This is a genomic window from Terrabacter sp. MAHUQ-38, assembly GCF_014518425.1.
In the GTDB taxonomy this organism is placed as follows: Bacteria; Actinomycetota; Actinomycetes; order Actinomycetales; family Dermatophilaceae; genus Terrabacter.
In genome coordinates, this window is record NZ_JACVCU010000001.1 from 1,473,575 (window position 1) to 1,495,723 (window position 22,149).

At 71.8% G+C, this 22,149-nt stretch carries 23 protein-coding genes; 15 read left to right on the plus strand and 8 right to left on the minus strand.

Annotation, left to right across the window (positions count from 1 at the left end; translation table 11 throughout):
• From H9I49_RS06805 to H9I49_RS24370, 5 genes are all read left to right on the plus strand, one after another.
• Positions 1 to 1,233, plus strand: a complete 1,233-nt coding sequence (locus H9I49_RS06805) for an acyl-CoA dehydrogenase family protein (RefSeq protein WP_188029495.1) — start codon at positions 1 to 3, stop codon at positions 1,231 to 1,233.
• A 25-nt stretch (positions 1,234 to 1,258) separates the two neighbouring features.
• On the plus strand, positions 1,259 to 2,428 hold the full coding sequence (locus tag H9I49_RS06810; RefSeq protein WP_188029496.1) for an acyl-CoA dehydrogenase family protein: 1,170 nt from the start codon (positions 1,259 to 1,261) through the stop codon (positions 2,426 to 2,428).
• Positions 2,429 to 2,539: 111 nt separating this feature from the next.
• Positions 2,540 to 2,926 carry a nitroreductase family deazaflavin-dependent oxidoreductase gene (locus H9I49_RS06815; RefSeq protein ID WP_188029497.1) on the plus strand — a complete coding sequence of 129 codons (387 nt, stop codon included), beginning with the start codon at positions 2,540 to 2,542 and terminating at the stop codon, positions 2,924 to 2,926.
• 125 nt (positions 2,927 to 3,051) lie between these two features.
• A complete protein-coding gene (locus H9I49_RS06820) occupies positions 3,052 to 5,526 on the plus strand; it encodes an ATP-binding protein (protein WP_188029498.1) in 2,475 nt (824 codons plus the stop codon).
• Between the two features lie 63 nt (positions 5,527 to 5,589).
• On the plus strand, positions 5,590 to 7,398 hold the full coding sequence (locus H9I49_RS24370; protein ID WP_188029499.1) for a GAF domain-containing sensor histidine kinase: 1,809 nt from the start codon (positions 5,590 to 5,592) through the stop codon (positions 7,396 to 7,398).
• 18 nt (positions 7,399 to 7,416) lie between these two features.
• On the opposite strand, the gene H9I49_RS06830 is transcribed toward H9I49_RS24370, so the two are convergent.
• Positions 7,417 to 8,193 carry an endonuclease/exonuclease/phosphatase family protein gene (locus H9I49_RS06830; protein ID WP_188029500.1) on the minus strand — a complete coding sequence of 259 codons (777 nt, stop codon included), beginning with the start codon at positions 8,191 to 8,193 and terminating at the stop codon, positions 7,417 to 7,419.
• 77 nt (positions 8,194 to 8,270) lie between these two features.
• On the opposite strand from H9I49_RS06830, the gene H9I49_RS06835 reads away from it, so the two are divergent.
• Positions 8,271 to 8,825 carry a nucleotidyltransferase family protein gene (locus tag H9I49_RS06835; RefSeq protein ID WP_188029501.1) on the plus strand — a complete coding sequence of 185 codons (555 nt, stop codon included), beginning with the start codon at positions 8,271 to 8,273 and terminating at the stop codon, positions 8,823 to 8,825.
• A 31-nt stretch (positions 8,826 to 8,856) separates the two neighbouring features.
• On the opposite strand, the gene H9I49_RS06840 is transcribed toward H9I49_RS06835, so the two are convergent.
• The 3 genes from H9I49_RS06840 to H9I49_RS23405 all read right to left on the minus strand — a co-directional run bounded on the left by H9I49_RS06840 (position 8,857) and on the right by H9I49_RS23405 (position 11,783).
• A complete protein-coding gene (locus H9I49_RS06840) occupies positions 8,857 to 9,246 on the minus strand; it encodes a hypothetical protein (protein WP_223128268.1) in 390 nt (129 codons plus the stop codon).
• Positions 9,247 to 9,342: 96 nt separating this feature from the next.
• On the minus strand, positions 9,343 to 10,956 hold the full coding sequence (locus tag H9I49_RS06845) for a CDP-alcohol phosphatidyltransferase (protein ID WP_370587458.1): 1,614 nt from the start codon (positions 10,954 to 10,956) through the stop codon (positions 9,343 to 9,345).
• A 32-nt stretch (positions 10,957 to 10,988) separates the two neighbouring features.
• The gene (locus H9I49_RS23405; RefSeq protein WP_370587459.1) at positions 10,989 to 11,783 is read right to left on the minus strand and encodes a CDP-alcohol phosphatidyltransferase family protein; all 795 of its coding nucleotides are present in this window, start codon (positions 11,781 to 11,783) and stop codon (positions 10,989 to 10,991) included.
• 67 nt (positions 11,784 to 11,850) lie between these two features.
• Here H9I49_RS23405 and H9I49_RS06850 point away from each other — a divergent pair, with 67 nt between their 5' ends.
• The 6 genes from H9I49_RS06850 (at position 11,851) to ribA (ending at position 16,732) form a co-directional block, all read left to right on the plus strand.
• Entirely contained in the window at positions 11,851 to 12,828 is a 978-nt protein-coding gene (locus H9I49_RS06850) for a zinc-binding alcohol dehydrogenase (RefSeq protein ID WP_188029502.1), read from the plus strand.
• A 12-nt stretch (positions 12,829 to 12,840) separates the two neighbouring features.
• Positions 12,841 to 13,242, plus strand: coding sequence for a 6-carboxytetrahydropterin synthase (locus H9I49_RS06855; protein WP_188029503.1), 402 nt, complete (start codon positions 12,841 to 12,843; stop codon positions 13,240 to 13,242).
• Positions 13,239 to 14,288 carry a glycosyltransferase family 4 protein gene (locus tag H9I49_RS06860; protein ID WP_188029504.1) on the plus strand — a complete coding sequence of 350 codons (1,050 nt, stop codon included), beginning with the start codon at positions 13,239 to 13,241 and terminating at the stop codon, positions 14,286 to 14,288. The genes H9I49_RS06855 and H9I49_RS06860 overlap by 4 nt, the downstream gene beginning before the upstream one ends.
• Before the next feature lie 62 nt (positions 14,289 to 14,350).
• Positions 14,351 to 15,367, plus strand: coding sequence for a lysylphosphatidylglycerol synthase domain-containing protein (locus H9I49_RS06865; RefSeq protein WP_188029505.1), 1,017 nt, complete (start codon positions 14,351 to 14,353; stop codon positions 15,365 to 15,367).
• Positions 15,360 to 16,058 (plus strand): dihydrofolate reductase family protein, encoded by a 699-nt coding sequence (locus H9I49_RS06870; RefSeq protein WP_188029506.1) that lies wholly within the window; start codon positions 15,360 to 15,362, stop codon positions 16,056 to 16,058. Before H9I49_RS06865 ends, H9I49_RS06870 begins: the two co-directional genes overlap by 8 nt.
• Entirely contained in the window at positions 16,055 to 16,732 is a 678-nt protein-coding gene (gene ribA, locus H9I49_RS06875) for a GTP cyclohydrolase II (protein WP_188029507.1), read from the plus strand. The genes H9I49_RS06870 and ribA overlap by 4 nt, the downstream gene beginning before the upstream one ends.
• Before the next feature lie 64 nt (positions 16,733 to 16,796).
• Here ribA and H9I49_RS06880 read toward each other — a convergent pair whose 3' ends face one another.
• The gene (locus tag H9I49_RS06880; protein WP_223128269.1) at positions 16,797 to 17,375 is read right to left on the minus strand and encodes a M23 family metallopeptidase; all 579 of its coding nucleotides are present in this window, start codon (positions 17,373 to 17,375) and stop codon (positions 16,797 to 16,799) included.
• A 279-nt stretch (positions 17,376 to 17,654) separates the two neighbouring features.
• On the opposite strand from H9I49_RS06880, the gene H9I49_RS06885 reads away from it, so the two are divergent.
• From H9I49_RS06885 to H9I49_RS06895, 3 genes are all read left to right on the plus strand, one after another.
• Complete coding sequence (locus tag H9I49_RS06885) at positions 17,655 to 18,446, plus strand: GAF and ANTAR domain-containing protein (protein ID WP_188029508.1); 792 nt, start codon at positions 17,655 to 17,657, stop codon at positions 18,444 to 18,446.
• Positions 18,447 to 18,642: 196 nt separating this feature from the next.
• The gene (locus H9I49_RS06890) at positions 18,643 to 18,858 is read left to right on the plus strand and encodes a hypothetical protein (protein ID WP_188029509.1); all 216 of its coding nucleotides are present in this window, start codon (positions 18,643 to 18,645) and stop codon (positions 18,856 to 18,858) included.
• Positions 18,859 to 18,923: 65 nt separating this feature from the next.
• Positions 18,924 to 19,166 carry a hypothetical protein gene (locus H9I49_RS06895; protein WP_188029510.1) on the plus strand — a complete coding sequence of 81 codons (243 nt, stop codon included), beginning with the start codon at positions 18,924 to 18,926 and terminating at the stop codon, positions 19,164 to 19,166.
• Between the two features lie 3 nt (positions 19,167 to 19,169).
• Here H9I49_RS06895 and H9I49_RS06900 read toward each other — a convergent pair whose 3' ends face one another.
• The 3 genes from H9I49_RS06900 to H9I49_RS06910 form a co-directional block, all read right to left on the minus strand.
• A complete protein-coding gene (locus H9I49_RS06900) occupies positions 19,170 to 19,817 on the minus strand; it encodes a GntR family transcriptional regulator (RefSeq protein ID WP_188029511.1) in 648 nt (215 codons plus the stop codon).
• 82 nt (positions 19,818 to 19,899) lie between these two features.
• The gene (locus H9I49_RS06905) at positions 19,900 to 20,649 is read right to left on the minus strand and encodes an aspartate/glutamate racemase family protein (RefSeq protein WP_188029512.1); all 750 of its coding nucleotides are present in this window, start codon (positions 20,647 to 20,649) and stop codon (positions 19,900 to 19,902) included.
• The gene (locus H9I49_RS06910; RefSeq protein WP_223128270.1) at positions 20,646 to 22,034 is read right to left on the minus strand and encodes a dicarboxylate/amino acid:cation symporter; all 1,389 of its coding nucleotides are present in this window, start codon (positions 22,032 to 22,034) and stop codon (positions 20,646 to 20,648) included. The genes H9I49_RS06905 and H9I49_RS06910 overlap by 4 nt, the downstream gene beginning before the upstream one ends.
• Between the last annotated feature and the right edge of the window lie 115 nt (positions 22,035 to 22,149).

Sequence of the window (22,149 nt, forward strand, 5' to 3'; positions counted from 1 at the left end):
ATGGACTTCGGATTCGACTCCCGCACGGAGGAGCTGCGCCAGGAGCTGCTCGCCTTCATGGACGAACGCATCACACCGTCGCTGCCCGTCTTCGACGAGCAGGTCGCGGCCCTCGACGACCGGTGGGCGTGGAGCACCGTGCCGGTCCTGCAGGACCTGCGCCGCGAGGCCCGCGACCTCGACCTCTGGAACGTCTTCCTGCCGGGCGAGCACGGCCCCGGCCTGACCAACCTCCAGTACGCACCGCTCGCCGAGATCACCGGTCGCTGCATCCGGCTCGCCCCCGCGGCACTCAACTGCGCCGCCCCCGACACGGGCAACATGGAGGTGCTGGCGCAGTTCGGCACCGACGCGCAGCAGGCGGAGTGGCTGGGACCCTTGCTGCGCGGTGAGATCCGGTCGGCGTTCGCGATGACGGAGCCCGACGTCGCCAGCAGCGACGCGACGAACATCGAGCTCAGCATCCGTCGGGTGTCGTCCCCGTCCGGCGACGACTACGTCATCAACGGCCGCAAGTGGTGGATCACCGGCGCGATGAACCCCGAGTGCCGCATCTTCATCGTCATGGGCAAGACCGACCCGTCCGCCGAGCGGCACCGGCAGCAGTCGATGGTCCTCGTCCCGCGTGACACCCCCGGGCTCGAGGTCGTGCGTGGCATGGAGGTCTTCGGCTACGACGACCACGACCACGGCGGCCACGCCGAGCTGCGCTTCACCGACGTGCGCGTCCCCGTGACGAACCTCATCGGCGACGAGGGCGGCGGCTTCGCGGTCGCCCAGGCCCGTCTGGGTCCTGGACGGATCCACCACTGCATGCGGTCGATCGGCCTCGCCGAGGTCGCCGTCGAGGCGATGTGCCGCCGCGCGTCCGAGCGCGTCGCCTTCGGCAGGCCCATCGCCGAGCAGGGCGTCGTGCGCGACTGGATCGCCGAGTCCCGCGTGCGCATCGAGCAGCTGCGCCTGCTCGTCCTCAAGACCGCGTGGCTCATGGACACCGTCGGCAACAAGGGTGCCCACACCGAGATCCAGGCGATCAAGATCGCCACCCCGAAGACGGTCGAGTGGGTGCTCGACAAGGCCATCCAGGTGCACGGCGCCGCAGGCCTCAGCCAGGACACCGAGCTCGCCGCCGCCTTCGCCGGCATCCGCACGCTGCGTTTCGCCGACGGACCCGACGAGGTGCACAAGAACGCCCTCGCCAAGGCGGAGCTGCAGAGGTATGCCGCCCGCTGAGCCGTGCACGACGAAGGGACGGACGATGGACTTCGACCTCAGCGCCGAGGAGCGCGAGATCCGCGACTGGGTGCGCACGTTCGTGCGCAGGGAGATCATGCCGCTCGAGCAGCAGGCCCTCGAGCGCGAGCGCCGGCACGAGCGCGGCATCACGCCGGATGAGCTGAAGGCCTTGCAGGACAAGGCGAGGACGGCCGGCTTCTTCGGCGTCCAGACGCCCGAGAGCCACGGCGGCATGGGGCAGGGCGCCGTCGTCGCGGCGCTCATCGAGATCGAGCTCGGGCGCTCGTTCGTGCCGTTCCGGTTCGCCGGTGAGGCCGACAACATCCTCTTCAGCGCCAACGAGGAGCAGCAGGAGCGCTACCTAGTGCCGACGATCGAGGGCGTTCGGAAGTCGTGCTTCGCGATCACCGAGCCGGGAGCCGGCTCCGACGCCCGCGCGATCCGCACGAGCGCGCGGCGCGAGGGCGACCAGTGGGTCATCAACGGCGAGAAGACCTTCATCACCGGCGGCAACGAGGCCGACTTCGTCATGGTCTTCGCCGTCACGGACAGGGAGAAGGGCGCCGACGGGGGAGTCACGTGCTTCCTCGTCGACCGCGACCGCGGGTGGCGCAGCGAGCCCATCGACACGATGGGTGAGTGGGGCCCGGCCGCACTCGTCTTCGAGGATGTCCGTGTGCCGCACTCGGCGATCCTCGGCGAGGAGGGGAAGGGTTTCGAGCTCGCGATGCGCTGGATCGGCAAGGGCCGCTACATGCTCCCCGCGCGAGCGCTCGGCGCGTGCGAGCGCCTCGTCGAGATGGGGATGGAGCACGCGCGAAACCGCGTGACCTTCGGTCAGGCCATCGCCGAGCGCCAGGCCATCCAGTGGATGGTCGCCGACTCCGCCGTCGAGATCGAGGCACTGCGCTGGCTCGTCCTCACCGCGGCCTGGCAGGTCGACCGCGGCCTCGACTCGCGCCAGTCGCAGTCGATGGCGAAGCTGTACGGTGGCCTCAAGGCCAACGAGATCGTCGACCGCGTGCTGCAGATCCACGGCGGAATGGGTTACACGAGAGAGCTGCCCGTCGAGCGGTGGTACCGCGAGCTGCGCCTGCTGCGGATCTACGAGGGCACGGACGAGATCCAGCGCCGCACCATCGCGCGCAACCTGCTCAGGGGGCATGCCTCCGTCCGTGGGCACCTGGGCTGACCGGGCAGCGCGACTCGGGCACACGGCATACGCGGGCACACGGCATACGCGGGCACTCGTCACGGTCGCCGCGTGCTTCACACGCAACCGGGCCCGGGGCATGCTGTGGGGATGGCTGGGCCTCCCGCATCCGCGAAGCAGCTCAACAAGCTCGCCGTCCGGCTCGCCGGGCACCGCGCCCTCCCGCTGTGGGCGGTGCTGCGGCACACGGGCCGGTCGAGCGGCAAGGAGTATGCGACGCCGGTCGCCGTCATCCCGACGCCGACGTCGTTCCTCATCGCGCTGCCGTGGGGTCGTGGCACCGACTGGGTGCGCAACGTCCGGCGCGCGGGTGGGTGCACGGTCCGGTGGAAGGGGCGTGAGTTCACCTGCAGCGAGCCCACGTTCGTCGAGAAGGACGTGGCGCTCGCGACTGCCCGAGGGATCGTGCGCCTCGTCATCGAACGGAGCGACCCGGCGGGCGGGTTCCTCCAGCTCACCCGGGCGACACGCGTGTGAAACGCACCTTTTGCCCGATTGTCCGCAGAACTGCGCCATCATGAGTCAATGAGGTCTGCGCAGGGGTTCGCAGCCGACGCCGCGCGTCGCCCGGTGGCGTGGTGCTGGCCGAGTGGTGCCTGCCGGTGACTCTCCCCCTGTTCGGGCGCACCCGCTGGTGGGTGGGTGCGCTCGTGGCGCTCGTGGGGATCTTCGTGCTGGGCGCGACGGCGGTGCGGTTCGCGCCTCCGGGATCGACGGTGGCCGTCTGGTGGCCGGCCGCGGGTCTCGCGGTCTCGTTCCTGCTGGCGTCGGCTCGGGGCTGGCGGGCGTGGCTGTTCGTCCTCGGCGTCGTGGTCTTCAGCGGTGCCGCGAACGTCTACGGCGGGCGGACCCTGCCGCTCGGCCTGTGCTTCGGCATCGCCAACGCGTCCGAGGCCGCGGTCGTCTTCCAGCTGCTGACCCGCGGGGGACGGCGTCCCCGCCTCGCCTCGATGGAGGACCTGTGGCGTCTGCTCGCCGCGACGCTCGCGGGAGCGCTCGTCTTCGGGCTGCTCGCCGGCCTCACGGTGCGTTACGGACTGAACGGCCCGTTCCTCGCCACGGTGACGGCGGTGACGGCCTCGCACGTCGCGGCGGTCCTCGTCATCGCGCCGCTCGGCATCGCAGCCGGCACGCGGCGCACGAGACGCCCGGGCCTCGAGGACCTCGTCCAGTGGGTCGTCCTCGTCGGACTCACGGTGTGGGTGTTCCACACGGACCAGGTCCTGCCGCTCGCCTTCCTGCCCATCCCGGTCCTCGTCTGGGGCGCACTACGCCTGGGCCTGCGCACCGTCTCCGTGCAGCTGCTCGTCGTCGGCGCCCTGGCCGTCGCGCTGACGAGCATCGGTGGCGGACCGTTCACGGCGGCCGCGCAGGGCGGCGGCATCCGGCCGGAGACGGTGGGCGCGCTCACCCAGGCCTTCCTCGTCACGTGCGCGGTCACCGCGCTGTCCTTGTCGGTGGCGGCGACCCAGCGTCGCGAGGCGCTTGCTGACCTCCGCAGCGAGGTCGAGCTGTCGGGCGTCGTGCTCGACACCGCGGCCAGCGCGATCGTCGTCGTCGACTGCTCCGGTGCCATCGCGCGGCTCAACGCGACGGCGGCCCGGCTGCTGGGCGGCCCCGAGGACGAGTTCGTGGGCCGGCTGGCCGCGGACGTCTTCCCCGTGGCCGATCGCGAGCGGGTCGCCACGCACGTGGCCGGCATCGCCGACGGCGCCGTGCCGCTGCACGAGGAGCAGGACTGGCGCGTCGAGGGGCTCGGCGTGCGGCACATCGTGTGGACCAACGCCTACCTCACCGACGACGACGGCAACCGCACGCACCTGGTGAGGACGGGCGTCGACGTGACCGACGAGCGAGCGGCCCGGACCTTCGTCGAGGCGGTCCTCGAGGCCGCGACCGCGACCGTCATCGTCGGCACCGACCTCGAGGGTGTCATCACGCTCTTCAACCGCGGCGCCGAGAACGTCCTCGGCTGGCGGGCGTCCGAGGTGGTGAGCCGACGCGACTGGTCGCTCCTCCACGATCCAGGCGAGATCGCCCGCAGGGCAAGGGAGCTCGGGGTCGAGTCGGGTTTCGACGTCCTCGTGCAGCGCGTCCGTGCCGGCGCGAGCACCGAGACCCGCGACTGGACGTACATCCGCAAGGACGGCACGCGGCGCACGGTCTCACTCACGATGAGCGGTATCCGTGACGAGGCGGGTCACCTGACCGGCTACCTCGGCGTCGCCGAGGACGTCACCCGGCGGCGCCAGGCGGAGGTCGCCCTCCAGGTGGCCCTCGACCGCGAGCGCCAGGCCGTCGACGAGCTGACCCAGATCGACCGCACGAAGTCCGAGTTCGCCTCGGCGGTCAGCCACGAGCTGCGCACCCCTCTCGCGAGCGTCCTCGGCTACACCGAGATGCTCGAGGACGGCGCGGCCGGTCCGCTCAGCGACCGGCAGCTCGAGCTCGTCGCGCGCGTCGACCGCAACGGCCGTCGGCTGCTCTCGCTCATCGAGGACCTGCTGCTCAACTCGCGGATCGAAGCCGGGCGGTTGGAGCTCCACCCCCGCCGCTGCGACCTGTCCGACGTCGTCGCGAGCGCGTGGACGACCGTCGAGACGGTCACCGCGCAGCGCGACCTCGTGCGCCAGGTCGAGGTGTCGCCGCGCCCGCTGTGGATCGAGGGCGACCCGGCGGCACTGGAGCGCATGGTCACCAACCTCCTGTCGAATGCCGTGAAGTTCACCCCGGACGGTGGCCGGGTCAGCCTCGCCCTCCACCCGGACGAGAAGGACCCGGGGGCTGTGCGCCTGGTCGTGTCGGACTCCGGCATGGGCATCCCGGAGGCGGACCACGAGAAGGTCTTCGCCCGCTTCTTCCGGTCGAGCGCGGCCAACGAACGAGCCATCCAGGGTTCCGGGCTGGGCCTGTCCATCGTCCGGGCCATCGTCGAGGGCCACGGCGGTACCGTGTCGGTCGACTCCGCTCCGGAGGCGGGGGCGACCTTCACCGTGAGACTTCCGGTGTCGGGTTCTGACGGACCGGCCCTCGCGCCGGCCGGCCGGACATATCGTGACCATGCCGACGATTCATGACGAAGTGGCCGTGCTTCCGTCGGATCGTTGGTGGTCGCAGGTAGTCCTAGTAAGGGGTCAGGCGTGCGCGAGGGCGCGAAGTGGGAGGTGCTGGCCGTTCGTCGGCTCACGGAGCTGATGAACCGGGTCAGTGCCCAGGACGACCTCGCGAGCCTCTTCGACATGGTCGTGGAGGGCGCGGCCGACGTCGTCGGCTTCAAGGTCGCGGCGATCAGCCTCGTGATGCCCTCGGGCGACATCGAGGTCGTGGCCGTGGCGGGTGACGACGACGCCCGCGCCGAGCTGTTGGGCCGGCGGATGCCCCGGATCAACCTCGAGGCCGAGTTCGCCGTCGCCGAGCAGTGGGGAAGCCTGCGGTTCGTGCCGGCCGGCGGGCTGCCGGAGGGCGCGGCCGACGGGTGGGTGTCGTCGGACTGGGCGCCGCTGACGCCCGACGACGACCCTGATGCGTGGAACCCGGAGGACACCCTCATCGCGCCGTTCTTCGACGCCGTGGGCAACCTTCTCGGCATCCTGTCCGTCGACCTGCCGCTCAGCGGCCGCCGGCCCGACCTGACGCAGCGCGCCGTGCTCGAGCTGTACGCGAACCAGACGGGCATCGCGATCTCCGCCGCTCGGCAGCGCAACGCCCTCTCGGAGCGGGTCCGCCTCGGTGAGGCGGTGCAGACCGTCGCGCGGATCTCGCAGGAGGACCTCGACCCCGCGAAGGTGCTCGACGTCGCGTCGGTGCCGATCGCGGCGGGCCTCGCGACGTCGGGCCTGTGGCTGCGCGCCTTCGCCGGTGAGGACGACGACGAGCGTGAGAGCGTGTCGGCGCGCAGCGGCGGCCCCGTCCGCACGCCGGTGTCACTCGTCGCGGTGGCCCAGGGCCTCGCGACCCGGTGCTGGAAGACCGGTGTCGTCGCGGTCGTCGACGAGAGCCGCGCCGAGCCGGCGCGGCTGTGGAGCGCGCACGACACGGCGCAGGTGACGCAGTTCCTCCGCGACGCGGGGGCCGGTTCACTCCTCGTCGCCCCGATCGGCTCCGGGTCCGTCTGCTTCGGCTACATCGCGGGCACGCGCGGACCGTCCGACCCGGACTGGACCGACGCCGAGGCACAGGCCGCCCTCGAGATGGGCCGTGACCTCGGCCGTGCCATCCGCAACGCCCGGCTGTATGCCGTCGAGAGGCGGGTCGCGGCCGAGCTGCGGGAGGCCGACCGCGGCAAGACCCAGCTGTTCTCGACGGTCTCGCACGAGCTGAAGAACCCGCTCGCCTCGATCGTCGGGCACATCGAGCTGCTGCGTCAGGAGCCCGAGGCCAACCCCGACTGGTCGCTCGGCGTCATCGAGCGCAACACCCAGCGCCTCCAGAGCCTCGTCGACGACCTGCTGACGCTCTCACGGGTCAGTGACCCGGACCGCGCCGTGCCCGAGGCCGACGTCGACCTGGGCGCGCTCTCGCGCGACGTCGTCGACATGTTCCGGCCGCGCGCCGAGCACCAGCAGGTCAGGCTCACCTTCGAGCTCGAGCACGAGCTGCCGCTCGTGCGCGGCAGCGCGGGCGAGCTCGAGCGGGTCGTGCAGAACCTCGTCAGCAACGCCGTGAAGTTCACCCCGGCCGGCGGTCGGGTCGCCGTGTCGGTGGGCAGCCGTCGCGACCGGGTCGTGCTGGAGTGCGTCGACGACGGCGTGGGGATCTCGCGGGACGACCAGGCGAGCCTGTTCACCGAGTTCTTCCGCGGCACCAACCCGAAGGCGCTCCGGGTGCCCGGGTCCGGACTCGGCCTCAGCATCGCGCAGCGGGTGGTCACGCGGCACGGCGGCCGCATCGACATCGAGTCCGAGCTCGGCCGCGGGACGAGCGTCACCCTGCTCCTGCCGGCCCGCTGAGCGGCCCAGGACCGCAGGTCAGGCCCCCTCCGGCCCCCGCACGAGCTCGACCCCGAGCGCCCGGTGGTCCGAGACGGGCAGGCGCACGGCCTCCCCGTTGGTGCCCTGGACGGCACCGCGCACGAGGACGTGGTCGAGCTGCTGGGTGGGCGCCTCCGCCGGGAAGGTCGCGAGCTCCACGGCGGGCCGCATGCCGGTGATCCGGGTGGCCCGCTCGGGCCCCATGTTGAGGTCGCCCATGAGCACGACCGGGCCGGTGTCGTCGGCGACGTCTGCCATGAGCCGGCGCAGCTGCCGGCCGTTCCACCAGTCGATGAACGACAGGTGCGTGTTGGCCACGGTCACCGGGCCCTCGGGAGACTCGATGTCGGCGACGACCGCGACGCGCGGCTCGTCGCGCACCAGCTCGGGCCACCGCCGGCCCGAGAACCGCATCGGCACCGGCGTCGGCACCGGGGCGAGCCGGACCACGCGCCATCCGTGCACGGGAAACCGGGAGAGCAGCGCGATGCCGTAGGCCGCCGAGTCCGGCTGCTCCTCGCCGGTGGCGGCGACCCACGTCGCGCCGTGGCTGCCCGTCAGCGCCGCGACGAAGCGGTGCTCGGGAGCATCCATGGCCTCGGCGGCGATCGCGGTGAGATCGGCGTGGTCGGAGCGGTGCTGGTTGTGGTCCACCTCCTGCATCGCCAGGATGTCCGCGTCGAGGCGTCGGATCGCGGTCCGGAAACCGTCGAGGTCGACGTGCTGGTCGGTCGGTACGCGCCCGTTGAGGATGTTGAACGTCGCGACTCTCATACCGTGGCCCTACCCTCACGCGCCCGGCAGCTCACGTGGCCCGCCGGCACACCGCCCCAGGTGGGTACACCAAAGACATGGGAGTCGACGACGCGCCGGACCTGCGGGAGGCGCTCAAGACGGTGGCCGTGGCACTGAAGCAGTCCGGCGTGCCGTTCGCGCTGATGGGCGGGTATGCCGCGTGGGCGCGGGGCGGGCCCGAACCCGAGCACGACGTGGACTTCCTCATCGCGGACGAGGACGTCGACCACGTCGCGCAGTTCCTCGCCGACCAGGACCTCGACGTCGTGCAACCCCCGGAGGACTGGCTCTTCAAGGTCTTCGCGAACGGTGCGATGGTCGACATCATCCACGGTCCCGTGGGCGGCGCGGTGCACCGCGCGGAGGTCGAGCGCGCCACGACGATGGAGGTCCTGTCGGTCAAGATGCCCGTGCTCGAGGCGACCCAGCTCGTCGTGCACAAGCTGGCCGCGCTCGACGAGCACTACTGCGACCTCGCCAAGGTGCTGCCGGTGCTGCGGGCCCTGCGCGAGCAGGTGGACTGGGCGCGGGTCGAGCGCGAGACGTCCGAGAACGACTTCGCGGTCGCCGTGCTCTTCCTCGGGCGCCGGCTGGGCATCATCGAGGGCTGAGGGGAGCCCCCGGGCCGCCCTCGCCGCACGGTCACGACGCGTGGCGGCCGTGGGTCGGGCTCATGCCCGGCGACACCGAGCGGTTGGCGAGCAGCAACGTCAGGCCCACGACGATGCACACGATCTCCGCCGCGGCTGCCACGAAGACGGACAGCCCTGCCCACTCGGCATGGACGCCGAGCAGCCCCACCGTGGAGGAGATCACGAACGCACCGAGCGTCACGGCCCCGAAACCGAAGGTGAGGAAGGCCGGGAGCCAGTGCTCCCACCGCAGGAGCATCACCGCGATCACCACGCCGGCCACGGCGTTGACGAGGAACAGAGGTCCGACGGTCTGGTTCCGCACCCCGTCGAACCACAGGTAGAGGTGCACCGCAGCGGAGACGACCAGCGCCACCGCACCAAGGGCTCGGAGTCTCATCTCGACGCTCCTGTCGTCCGGGTCACGCCGCGACGCCCGGATGCGTCGTGGTGTTGGACTCGCTGCTGACGAAGACGACCGGTGGCCGTGGGCGGTTCACCGGCCTCCGGCGTTCGGGCCGTATGCCGTGAGGAAGCGGTCGCGGAAGCGGTCCATGGGCCACACGGGCGCGTCGGTGCCGGGCCTGAGACCGTCCTGCCAGCGCCAGGCCGCGAGGCGGTCGAGCACGGCGGGGTCGCGCGCGATGAGGGTGACCGGCACGTCGTGGCTCGCGTTCGGGCCCGAGACGACGCTGGCCGGCTGGTGGTCGCCGAGGACGATGACGACGAGGTCGTCGTCGTGGGTGCCGCGGAGGAACGACACGATGCTCTCGAGCGAGTAGGCGATCGCCTGGCCATAGGCCGTGCGGACCCCCGAGGTGCTGCTCCACACGACCTGGCGGGGTGTCGCCGTGCCGGTCTGGGCGTGGAACACGGAGCCGTCGCCGATCGTCGCCCAGTCGACGAGCCGCGGCAGCGGCGCCCAGGGCACGTGGCTCGTGACGAGGTCGACCTCGGCCATCACCGGTGGCCGGCCCTGTCGCGCGAGCTCGAGCCGGTCGAACGCAGAGAGCGTGTACTGGTCGGGCATCGGCGCATACCCGAAGCCCGGGCCGGCGTAGCCGAGGGTGCGCGCGTCGTAGACCTCGTCGTGGCCGTAGAACGCCTTGCCCTCCGGCCAGTCGCGGCGGTTGGCCGGGACGACGGCGACGGTGCGCCAGCCGGCCTGCGCGAAGGCCCCGGTGAGGGTCAGCCGGCCCGTGTCGAGGAGCTGGTCGTAGCGCTGCTGGCTGTTCACCCACAACCCGGACTGCAAGGTCGAGTGGGCGAGCCAGCTGATGCCGCCGAACGTCGGGGAGGTGAGCCACGCGCTGCGGCTCGAGTAGCCGGCCGCCCCCAGGGCGCTCGCTCCCGAGTCCAGCGCTGCCGCGACCTCCGGTGAACGCTCCACGCCCACCCGGCCGTAGCTCTCGACGAAGACCAGGACGACGTCCTTCCCCCGGAGCGCCGTGAGCAGGTTCGGTGTCGGGGTGTCGCGGAACGGGTCGACGGGGATCTGCGCGGCGAAGACGTCGCGGTCGCGCAGGCCGGCGTGGACCGAGCCGACCTGGTGGACGGCGAGGGCGGCCGCGCTCGTCGACGCGACCGGAATACCCGGCGCGACGCGGACTCCGAGTGCGGCACAGGCGAGCCAGGCGGCTGCGAGGCCGGCGCCGACGCGAGCCGCGCCGTCTCGGTGCCGGTCGACGAGCCGCCCGACCCTCCGGAGGGCCAACGGCCCGAAGACGACCAGGGCAACGACGAGCAGCGCCGCGGCGCCGACTGCGAGCAGAGCCGTCACCGGCCCTGCCGCGTCGGCGACGAGGTCCTTCGCCGACCCGACGTGGCGCCAGTCCGTGAGCGGGTTGAAGGGCCTGTAGAGCGTCGCCAGGAATGCCGCGTCGAGGACCCGCACGAGGAGGAGCAGCCCCAGAACGACCCCGAGGACGACCTCGACCCAGCGCCGCGCCACGCCGCGGAGGGTGAGCATCGCCACGACGAGCACGAGCCCCTCGACCGGGATCCGGACCAGGGCGAGCGCCGACGCCGACCATCCCGGGACGGGTGCCGGCGCGACGAGTGCGACCCACACGAGAAGGACGGCCAGCCCGGTGACGACGTGGCCGCCCACGCGGCGGACACCCCCGCGTCGGTCCCTGTCCGTCACGTGAGGGACCGGACCTCGGCCTCGCCCAGCGGTCCGACCGGCCACGCGACGGGCGTCCCGACGACAGCCTTCTCGTGGGCCTGCCGCCGGAGCGTCGCGACCTCCGTCCCGAACGAGACGACGAGGAGCACGAGGCCGGCAGCGACCGCCACCGTGGAGGCAGTGGCCGGGAGGACCTCCGCCGTCGCGACGGTGAGCGCGATGCCCTGGTGGGCGGCGACGGCCTTGCGCCAGCGCCGTGGCGGGACCTGGCCGCGCAGCCACGGCATCCATCGGCCGGCGGCGCGGACGAGCAGCAGGAAGTAGCGCGCCGCCCCGATGCCGACCACCCACCAGCCGAGGTCTCGGGCGACGTGGATGCTCAGCACGAGAATGAGGAAGGCGTCGGTCTCCATGTCGAAGCGTGCGCCGAGGGGGCTAACGGTCCGGGTGCGGCGGGCGACCTGACCGTCGACGGCATCGAGCACGAGCGCGACCGCACAGAGCAGAACGAGGACGCCGCTCGATCCGGACACGACTGTGCCGGCGTCGGCCGTCAGCCCGGCGACGCCGCACACGAGTACGGCTCGGGTCAGGGTCACGCGGTCCGCCGGCAGGAGGGTGCGTCGGCCGGCGGCGACGAGCCAGTGCGCCAGCACGACGGCCAGGGCCACACCGCAGCCCATCCCGACGGTCCAGCCGAGAGCGTCGAGCCCGACGCTGTCGTGCAGCGTGGCGAGCAGCGCCAGCACACCGACGAGCCCGGTCGCCGGACCGGACGGGAACACCTGACGCACTGCGTCTCCACTCACCGAAGGGCTTTTGTACCAAGGACGACGGCATGGCCGCCCACGTTCACTGTCCGTTTAGTCTGGTCGCGTGTCCACCGACGCTAGAGCGTTCTGGCTGGTCGAGCCCGGTAGGGGCGAGATCCGGCCCGTCGCGCTGCCCGAGCCGCGGCCGGGCGAGGTGCTCGTGCGCACGCTGCACTCCGGGGTGAGCCGGGGCACCGAGGCGATCGTGTTCCGCGGGGCAGTCCCCGTCGACCAGTACGCCGCCATGCGAGCCCCGCACCAGGAGGGCGACTTCCCCGCGCCGCTGAAGTACGGCTACCTCAGCGTCGGCGTCGTCGAGCAGGGGCCGGACGGGCTCGTCGGGCGGACGGTCTTCGCCCTCCATCCGCACCAGACGGCATACGTCGTGCCCGCGGAGGCGGTCGTCCTCGTGCCGGACGACGTGCCCCCTCGTCGCGCGGTGCTCGCGGGCACCGTGGAGACCGCCGTCAACGCGCTGTGGGACGCGGCACCTCTGCTCGGTGACCGCGTCGCGGTCGTCGGCGCGGGCATGGTCGGGTGCTGCGTCGCGCGCCTGCTGTCGCGTTTCCCCGGATCCACCGTGACCCTGGTCGACCAGGACCCGACCCGGGCGGAGGTGGCGAGCAGACTGGGCGTGGACTTCGCCCAGCCCGTTGACCTCGGGCATGACTCGGACCGTGACCTGGTCGTCCACACGAGCGCCACGGGCTCCGGCCTCCAGCTCTCCCTCGACCTGCTCGCGGCGGAGGGCACCGTGCTCGACCTCAGCTGGTACGGCGACTCCCGGGTCGAGCTGGCGCTGGGTGGGTCGTTCCACTCGGGACGTCTCGGCATCCGCGCCAGCCAGGTGGGTTCCGTTGCGGCCGTGCGCCGCTCGCGTTACACGCACGCCCAGCGCCTCGCACTCGCCGTCGACCTCCTGCGCGACCCCGCCTTCGACGCCGTGATCACGGGCGAGTCCCGGTTCGAGGAGCTGCCCGAGGTCATGCCGCGCCTCGCGGACGGCACGCTGCCGGCCATCTGCCACACCATCACCTACTGATCGGGGAGCTCGATGTACAGCGTGACCGTCCGGGACCACATGATGATCGCCCACAGCTTCCGCGGCGAGGTGTTCGGGCCGGCGCAGCGGCTGCACGGCGCGACCTTCGTGGTCGACGTGACCTTCCGCGGGCCCGAGCTCGACGACGACGCCATCCTCGTCGACATCGGGCTGGCCACCCAACGGGTCCACGAGGTGGTCGGCGACCTGAGCTACCGCAACCTCGACGACGAGCCGGCCTTCGCCGGCACGAACACCTCGACGGAGGTGCTGGCCCGCACCGTCGCGGACCGGGTGGCCGAGCGGGTGCAGGCCGGCGACCTGGGCGGCGGCGCCGCCGGGCAGGTGACCGGGCTCCTCGTGACGCTCCACGAGTCGCACGTCGCGTGGGCGTCCTACGAGCGCGCCCTGTGACCGACCTGCACGTCATCGTGCCCGCCGGGATCCACGACCCGGCGCGCCCCAGCGGGGGCAACACGTACGACCGGCACCTCGTGGCGGGCCTGCGTGACCTTGGCTGGCAGGTGCACGAGCACGAGGTCGTGGGGGCGTGGCCGCATCCGGTCTCGGCGGCGCTCGCAGGATTGGCGGCCGTGCTGGCGGAGGTGCCCGGCGGCGCCCTGGTGCTCGTCGACGGCCTCGTGGGGTGCTGCGCCGACGGCGTGCTCGTGCCGGAAGCCGACCGGCTACGCCTCGTCGTGCTCGTCCACATGCCGCTGGGACCCACGGTTCCTGGCGCGGCAGCGGGGGAGCGCCGCGTTCTCTCGGCGGCCTCTGCGGTCGTCACACCGAGCGCGTGGAGCCGCGAGCTGCTCCTCGACACCTGTGCCCTCGACCCCGAGGCGGTGCACGTCGCCCGACCAGGCGTGGACGCGCGCCCCGTGGCGCCTGGCAGCGCGAGCGGCGGCGAGCTGCTCTGCGTCGCCGCGGTCACCCCGCACAAGGGTCACACCGACCTCGCCGACGCCCTGACGCTCGTCGCCGACCTGCCGTGGCGCTGTGTCTGCGCGGGGTCGCTGGCCCTGGACCCGGCCCGCGTCGCGGACGTCCGCGACCGGCTGTCACGCGCCGGACTCTCCGAACGGGTGGGCTTTCCGGGCCCGCTCGCGGGTGTCGCCCTCGACGAGGCGTATGCCGCCGCAGACCTGCTCGTGCTGCCCTCGCTCACCGAGACCTACGGCATGGTCGTGACCGAGGCGTTGGCGCGGGGCATCCCGGTGCTCGCCACGGCGGTCGGCGGCGTGCCGGAGGCCATCGGCTCTGAGGGAGGCCCACCCGGCCTGCTCGTGCCCTCAGGCCGGCCCGACCTGCTCGCCGACGCGCTCCGCTCGTGGCTCGGCGACGACGACCTGCGCAGCCGCCTGCGACGCCGCGCCGTCGAGCGCCGACTCGCCCTGACCCCCTGGTCGGGCACGGCCGCGGAGGTGTCGGGGGTGCTGGAGCGGGTATGGGCCGTCTGAACCCGTTGGCCCCCGCGGACGTCGTCCCCACGGGGGACCTCGCAGAAAGGGGCGGAGGAGCAATGCGTCGCTACCGGTCGTCGCTGCGTCCGCTCGTGGGTGCCGTGATCCTCGCCGTCCTCGTCTGGCGCCTGGGTTCGGGCCCGTTCGTGGACGCCGTGCTCGGCATCGACGCCCGCTCCCTGGCCGCGGCGGCCCTCCTCGCCGCCCTGACCACGGTGTGCGGCGCGTGGCGGTGGGTCCTCGTGGCCCGTGGTCTCGGCGTCGAGCTCTCGCTGCGCTCCGCCGTCGCCGAGTGCTACCGGTCCCAGTTCCTCAACGTGACGCTCCCCGGCGGGGTGATCGGCGACGTGCGCCGCGGCGTGCGTCACGGTCGCGACGTCGGCGACCTCGGCCGGGGGCTGCGCTCGGTCGTCTGGGAGCGCTCGGCGGGTCAGTTCGTCCTCGGGGGCCTCACGCTCGGTGCCCTCCTGCTCCTGCCGTCACCGCTGCACCCCGTGCCCGCGGGCGCAGAACCCAGCGGCACGGCAGGGGCGTCCGCTGCGTCCGCTGTCGTGGCCCTCGGCACGCTCGTCGCCGCGCTGGCCGCCTTGCTCCTCGTGAGCAGGCGAGCGAAGCGCAGCACTGACGGGAGTCTGCCGGGGCGCGTGGTGCGGGCAGCGCTCGCCGACGTACGCGCGGGCCTGCTGGGACGGCATACGTGGCCGGGTGTGGTGGCGGCGTCCGCCGTCGTCGTGGCCGGTCACGTGGTCACCTTCGTCGTCGCAGCGCGCAGTGCCGGCGTGACCGCCCCGCTGCTGGGACTGGCGCCCCTCGCGTTGGTCGTCCTCGTCGCGATGGGCCTGCCGCTCAACGTCGCCGGCTGGGGGCCGCGCGAGGGTGCGGCCGCCTGGGCTTTCGGCGCGGCCGGCCTCGGCGCCTCGGCCGGCGTGGGCACCGCTGTGGTCTATGGCGTCATGGTGCTCGTTGCGAGCCTGCCCGGGGCTGCGCTGCTGGTCGTCGCCCGACGAGCCGCGCCAGCCCGCGACCACCCGCTGAACGCACCCGCCCTCGTCATGGAGGGCGGTGCCCGTGGCTGACCGTCCCTACACCCTGCTCAGCTGCGGCATGTCGATCGACGGCTTCCTCAGCACCCGCGCCACCACCCGGCTGATGTTGTCCAACGACGCCGACTTCGACCGCGTCGACGGTGAGCGGGCCGCCAGCGACGCGATCCTCGTGGGGGCCGGCACCATCCGCAAGGACAACCCTCGCCTGCTCGTGCGGTCCGCAGAGCGACGTGCCGCGAGGGTGGACCGGGGTCTCCCGCCGTCGCCGACAAAGGTCACCGTCACGCGAAGAGCCGAGCTCGACTGTGCCGCAAGCTTCTTCGCTCCAGATGACACGGACAAGCTCGTGTACTGCTCGACCGACGCGGTGGACGCTGCTCGCGACCGCCTCGGTTCGGCCGCCGACGTGGTGGACGCCGGGCACGAGGTCTCGATGCGGCGGGTCTGCGAGGACCTCGTCGACCGCGGCGTGCGGCGCCTCATGGTCGAAGGAGGGGGAACGGTGCACACCCAGCTGCTCACCGACGACCTTGCCGACGAGCTGCAGCTCGTCGTCGCGCCGTTCTTCGTCGGCGACTCCGGTGCCTGCCGGTTCGTCGGCGACGGCGCCTATCCCTGGAACCCTGACCGGCGCGCCACGCTGGCCGAGGTGCGCCAGATCGGTGACGTGGTGCTCCTCCGGTACGCCCTGTCCCCGCGGTTCGGGACGGACGCGCCGTGAGCCGGGCGCCGGAGCGGCCTGCCGCTGCACGGATCCGGACGCAGGTCACGGTGCCGCTGGCCTTCTCGGACGGCTTCGAGACGTCGGCCCGCGCCTTCACGTTCGACGGCCTGGTCGACGGACTCGAACACGTCGCCCTCGGCCTGGGCGACCGAGCAGGCCCGCTCGACCCGGACGCCCGGAGCGCCGTCCCGACCCTGACGCGGCTGCACAGCGAGTGCCTCACGGGTGATGTCTTCGGCAGTCAGCGCTGCGACTGCGGACCGCAGCTGCGCGAGGCCGTCGAACGCCTCGACGCCGCCGGCGGCTTCCTGCTCTACCTGCGCCAGGAGGGCCGCGGCATCGGCCTCTACGCCAAGCTCGACGCATACGTGCTGCAGGACGGCGGGCTCGACACCTACGAGGCCAACCAGGCACTCGGCTACGCCGCGGACGAACGCGACTACACGGTCGCGGCCCAGATGCTCGGCGCCCTGGGGGTCGAGCGCGTGTCACTGCTGAGCAACAACCCCGACAAGGCCGACCAGCTGCACCGGCTCGGGATCACGGTGGCCCGCCGCGTGCCCACCGGCGTGCACCTGTCCGACGCGAACGCGCAGTACCTCGCCACCAAGGCGGAGCGCGGCCTCCACGCGCTCGACCTGAGCGTCGAGGACCGTCGCGGGACGGCATGAGAGCCGGCCCGGGGGGCGAAGGGGCGCACGGGGCGAGGTGCCCCGTGCGCCCCTGTCCGTCACGTCACGCGTAGTAGTTCGAGCTCCGCGGCCACGAACCGGTCGGCGGGACCCAGCCCTCCATCGTCGACGGAAGGGACTGCCGGGTGTTGCAGTTGATCACCGAGTAGTGCAGGTGCGGCGCGGTGGCGGCGCCGGTGCTCCCGGACCAGCCGATGATGCGCCCCTGCGGCACCCAGTTCCCCGGCTCGTAGAACGAGCGGTTGAGGTGCGCGTACTGGGTGCACTGGCCGTTGGGGTGGCGGATGATCACCTCGATGCCGTTCTGCCAGTACGGAGACCAGTTCGAGATGACGATCCAGCCTCCCTGCGTCGCCGAGACCTCGTAGTTGGCCGGCAGGCCGAGGTCCCACGCGTACCGGTTGTAGTAGTCCTGGTGGGAGTACGCGCCGCCGTTGCCCTGGGTGACCTGGTAGCTCTCACCGGCGGGATAGGGCGCCTTGTAGTAGCCGTCTGCCGATGCGGTCGACGCTCCCGTGAGGGCGGTCGAGGCGGCCAGGGCGACGGTGCCGACGAAGATGCCGATCCGCCGAGACAGCGACGTCTTGCGGCCCCTGGTTGCGGGGCGCAACATTCCGAACATGAGTGGTTCCTTCCGGTGATGGGGTGTCGTGATCCACTGCTCCCAGGACGATGAGACTGCGGTGCCGGGTGGTGGTCGCAGGGGTGGGAGGCCCAGTCCAGCCAGCCGACCTGCGCGGGGCAATCCATCAAGTGGTCGGCTTCATCGACCCTGCTCACGCCCGCCCGGCGGTATGTTCACAACATCGGGCACGACAACACGCGACACCACCCCGCGCGTGCGGCCGCGAACGGCTCCTACAGAAGCTTGGGAACGCCGGCCCGTGAGGAGGCACTCCCCATGCACGACGTTCACCCGCCGCCCTCCGCGCAGGCCGCGGCCGGCCCCACCGTCTCGAACCTGGACGAGAACATGAGCGCCCTGCTGGAGGTCGCGTCCCAGGCGATCCCGCAGATCGAGCACGCCGGCGTCCTCGTCACGCACCGGCCCGCCCCCATGACCGCTGCGGCGTCCAGCGCCTTCGCGGTGTCGGTACAGCAGCTGCACCTCGAGCTGGACGAGGGCCCGTGCTTCGAGGCGCTCAACACCGGCCTGACCGTGGTCAGCGAGGACGTCCGACGCGACCGCCGCTGGCCGGCATACGGTTCCGCCGCTGCCGCCCTCGGGCTGCGCTCCCAGCTCGCCGTGCCCCTCATCTGGGAGAACCGCACCGTCGGCTCCCTCGGTCTCTACTGGACGACGCGCCACGTCCTGGACGTCCACACACTCACCCTGGCCCAGACGTTCGCCGCGCAGACCGGGGCCACGGTGGGTCTCGGCCGCAAGGTCGAGCAGCTCGAGTCGGCGATGGCGACCCGGCAGATGATCGGGCAGGCCACGGGGATCCTGATGGAGCGCCACGGCATGGACGCCACGTCCGCGTTCAACTACCTGCGCCGCAACTCGCAGAATGCCAACGTCAAGCTGCGCGACATCGCCCTGGAGTTCCTTCGCACGGGTGCCCTGCCCGAGCCTCCGCCCGGATCCGAGGCATCTCCGAACCGTGACAAATCGGCCTCTATGGGTATGCGAACCATGCCACCGTCCGGCTCCAGCAACGTGGCACAGGCGGTGGCACCTACCGTCCCCTGAGACTCCGCATCCGCACGGGTTCGGTCGAGCCACTCCGTCGTGCTCAGGCCGGCCCGGAGACGCATCGGGTCGGAGCAGTTCCCGGGACGAGCGGCAGGCATCTCCTTACCCTTGAGAGGCAGGGGGTTTTGGTCGCGATGGGCTGGCCTGCTGTGAGGCTCCGCCAGCCTCTGGAGCGCAGGGAGCTGTGCGACTCATGGGTGCTGAGCGGGAAGAGCTGCCGCTGCCGGCCGGCGGCGACCTCGTCGACGCGCGGCTGCGCGAGGAGATCGAGCTGCTCACGCGGGTCATCGACCTGGTCGCTGACTACCCGACCCATCTGACCACCTGGCAGATCGATGCGCTCCTGGACGTCGGGCGGCCCCATGACCTACCCGAGCGGCGGCGGCGTCGACGTCGACGGGATGCGTGAGCCGCCGACGTTGCGGGTAAGCAAAGACTGTCGATCTCGTCGACCGGCGCACAGGAGGTTCAGTGATGGCTGCAGAGCTGCACCCGCTCGACGACCAGGCTGCCGCCCTGGAGTCGATGACGACCGATGAGCTGGTCGCGGAGCTCGCCAGGCTTCAGGACCGGATGTCCGCAGATGCGGCCTCGAGCGGGTACCGGCCCCACGCGGGGTACATGCATCGGCGAGCCGAGCTCGAACGCCGGGAGCGACGCATCGTGCGCGAGCTCGAACGCAGGTGCGGCGCGACGCCACCGGCTGAAGGCGCCTAGCGCTCAGGCCGTTTGGCCGATCTCGTTGGTGTCGAACAGCTCCGCGATGAGCCCGCCGAGGTGTCGGCGGTGCTCGGCCGTGACGCGTGCCGCGTTGTCGGCGTCCTTCGCGCGGCACAGCTCGATGAGCTGGTTGTGGTGCTCGATGGTGTCCTGCCCGCCCAGGAGCGTGGAGAACTTGCGGTAGTAGATGCGGTGGAGTGAGCCTTCGGCCTGGGTGATCAGCCGTTTGAGGAGCGGGTTGTGCGCAGCGTCGATGATGACGCCGTGCAGGGCGTCATCGGCGGCGAGAGCCGCCTGGGTGTCGTTCTTCTTGACCGCGGCCGCGAAGCGGGTGTTGGCCCGTCGCATGGTGGCGACGTCGTCGGCGGTGAGGTGTGGCACGGCGGTGCGCACGGCGAGCTGGTCGAGGACCTCGACCACGGACAGGGTCGCCTCGACGTCGGCACGGTCGAGGGTGGTGACCATGGTGTAGACCCCGGGCTTGGCCTCGACCAGGCCGGTGTCGGCGAGCCGGGCGAGCGCTTCGCGGACGGGGGTGCGGCTGAGGCCGAGCCGCTCCGCCAGGTCGCTGTCCTTGATCTTGCTGCCGGGCTCCAGCTCGCCGGTGACGATGGCCTGCCGGATGCGTTCGTAGGCCACGTCGCTCATGCGGGGCCGCTCCACCGACCAGTCCTGTGACATATTGGACACAATACTCTGGCCTGGCCCGCGAACGACAGTGCGTCGTTGCTCAGAGCGCGTCAGCGAGCTGACGGCCCCTGGGGTGCTGGTTGGTCTGGTCCACCCGGTCGAGGAGGGCTTGGGCAAGCACCGTCGCCGGGTCGATGACGGGGCACGGCGCCTGCCCGAGGGGCAGGCCCAACGGGATCTCCGTGCAGCCGGCCACGATGACCTGGGCGCTCCGCTCGAACAGGTGGCGAGCCGCCGTCGTCAGCTGTTCGGCCACCTTCTCGTCCCGGGAGCCTGCCTTGACGGCCCGGATCGCGGGCATGACGTGGGTCGACTGCAGGTGCTGGTCGGGGGTGACCACGCTGATCCCGGCTTGGGCGAGCCACTGTTGGTAGAGCTGTGCGCGGATGGTGCCGGTGGTGGCCAGCAACCCGACGGCGCGGACGTGGGGCAGCGCCGTGACGAGGTGCTTGGCCACCTCGTCGACCATGTGCACCACTGGCAGCCCGAGCTGGGTGGACACGGCGGGCAGGAACGCGTGGGCGGTGTTGCAGGGGATGGCCAGCAGGGTGGCGCCGGCACGACGCAGGATGGTCGCTCCGCGCAGCAGCCAGGGGGTGGGGTCAGGGCCGCCCTCGGTCAGGGCGAGGGTCCGGTCGGGGATGGTGGGGTCGGCCCAGATGACGACCTTGGGGTGGTCCTGGTCGGTCGCGACGGAGGTGAGGGCAACGAGCTTGGTGTAGAAGTCGGCGGTGGCCGCCGGACCCATCCCACCGAGGATGCCGATGACGTGGCCGGTGTCGGTGGTCATGTCCGGTCGCCGTGCGCCTTGGAGTGGCCGTTGGAGGTGCCCGCGAAGGACGGGACGGCGTCGGTGTTGTCTACGGCGTTGTCCTCGTGGGTGCTCACCGGCGTGGCGGCGCAGAGCTCGGTGGAGTCGTGGACCGTGGTGCTGGCGCCGGTGGTGGTGCGGGCGGTGTCGCCGGCCTTGGCCTGGGCCTTCGCCACGGACTTCAGCTCGGACTTGTCGATCACGGCTGCGGCCAGGGAGTTGCCGACGACGTTGACGCCGGTCCGCGCCATGTCGACGATGAAGTCGACCCCGAGGAGCAGTGCCACACCCTCAGGTGGCAGGCCGATCGTGGCGCCCGCGGCGAGCAGGACGACGATCGATGCGGAGGCGACCCCGGCCATTCCCTTGGACAGGATGACCAGCACGCCGACCATGAGCATCAGCGCCGGCAGGGAGGTGTCCAGCCCGTAGGCGTTGGCGAGGAAGACCAGGGCGACGGCTTGGTAGAGCACGGAGCCGTCGGTGTTGAACGAGTACCCGAGCGGCACGACGAACGAGGTGGTCGAGCGGCTGATGCCGAACTTCTCGAGCCGCAGCAGCAGTGGAGCGAGCACGGCCTCGGAGCTGCGGGTGACGAAGGCGAGCCCGGCCAGGTCGCCGATGCTCTTGAGGAGCGGCACGTACCGGACGCCGAAGCTCGCGGCGATGATGGGGAAGATGACGCCGAGCACGATGACCAGGCCGAGGTAGACCACCCCGATGAAGCCGAGCAGGCTGGTGAGGTTGCCGAAGCCGTAGTGGGCCACGTCGTAGGCGATGAAGCCGAGCACGCCGAGCGGGGCCAGCCGGATGACGTAGCCGACGATCTTGAACATGGCCGCGGCCAGTGAGTCGAGCACCGTGGTCATTGGCTTGCCCGGCTCGCCGACCGCGGCCAGTGCGACACCGAGGAAGGTGGCAAACAGGATGACGGCCAGCAGGTTGCCCTCGGAGAAGGCGGCGAACACGTTCTTCGGGATCGCGTGCAGCAGCAGCTCGGCGAAGTCGATCCCCTTGTCGAGCTGCGCGACCGCCGAGGGGTCAGCGGTCGCCACTGGTGCGTTGGCGCCGATGTCGAACAGCTTCGCCAGCGTCACAGCGAGGACCAGGATGAGCGTGGTGACGACCTCGAAGTAGAGGATCGCCTTGCCGGCCATCCGGCCGACCTTCTTCACCGACTCCATGCGAGCGATGCCGAGCACGATCAACGGGAACACCAGGGGCACCACGACCATCTGGACGAGGTTCAGGAATGCCGTACCGACCAGCTTGAGGCCTTCGCCGACTCCCGGCGCGAGCACGCCGACGAGCGCACCCACGCCCACGCCGATGAGGGACTGGACGCCGACCGGGAGCTTCCACACCTGCCACCACCGCCGCCTCGGCGCCTGGGCCGCGGCAGGGAGTGCTGACGGGTTAACCACGCTGTGAGCTGCCATGCTATGCCTCCAATATATTGGATCCACTATGTTGCATGTC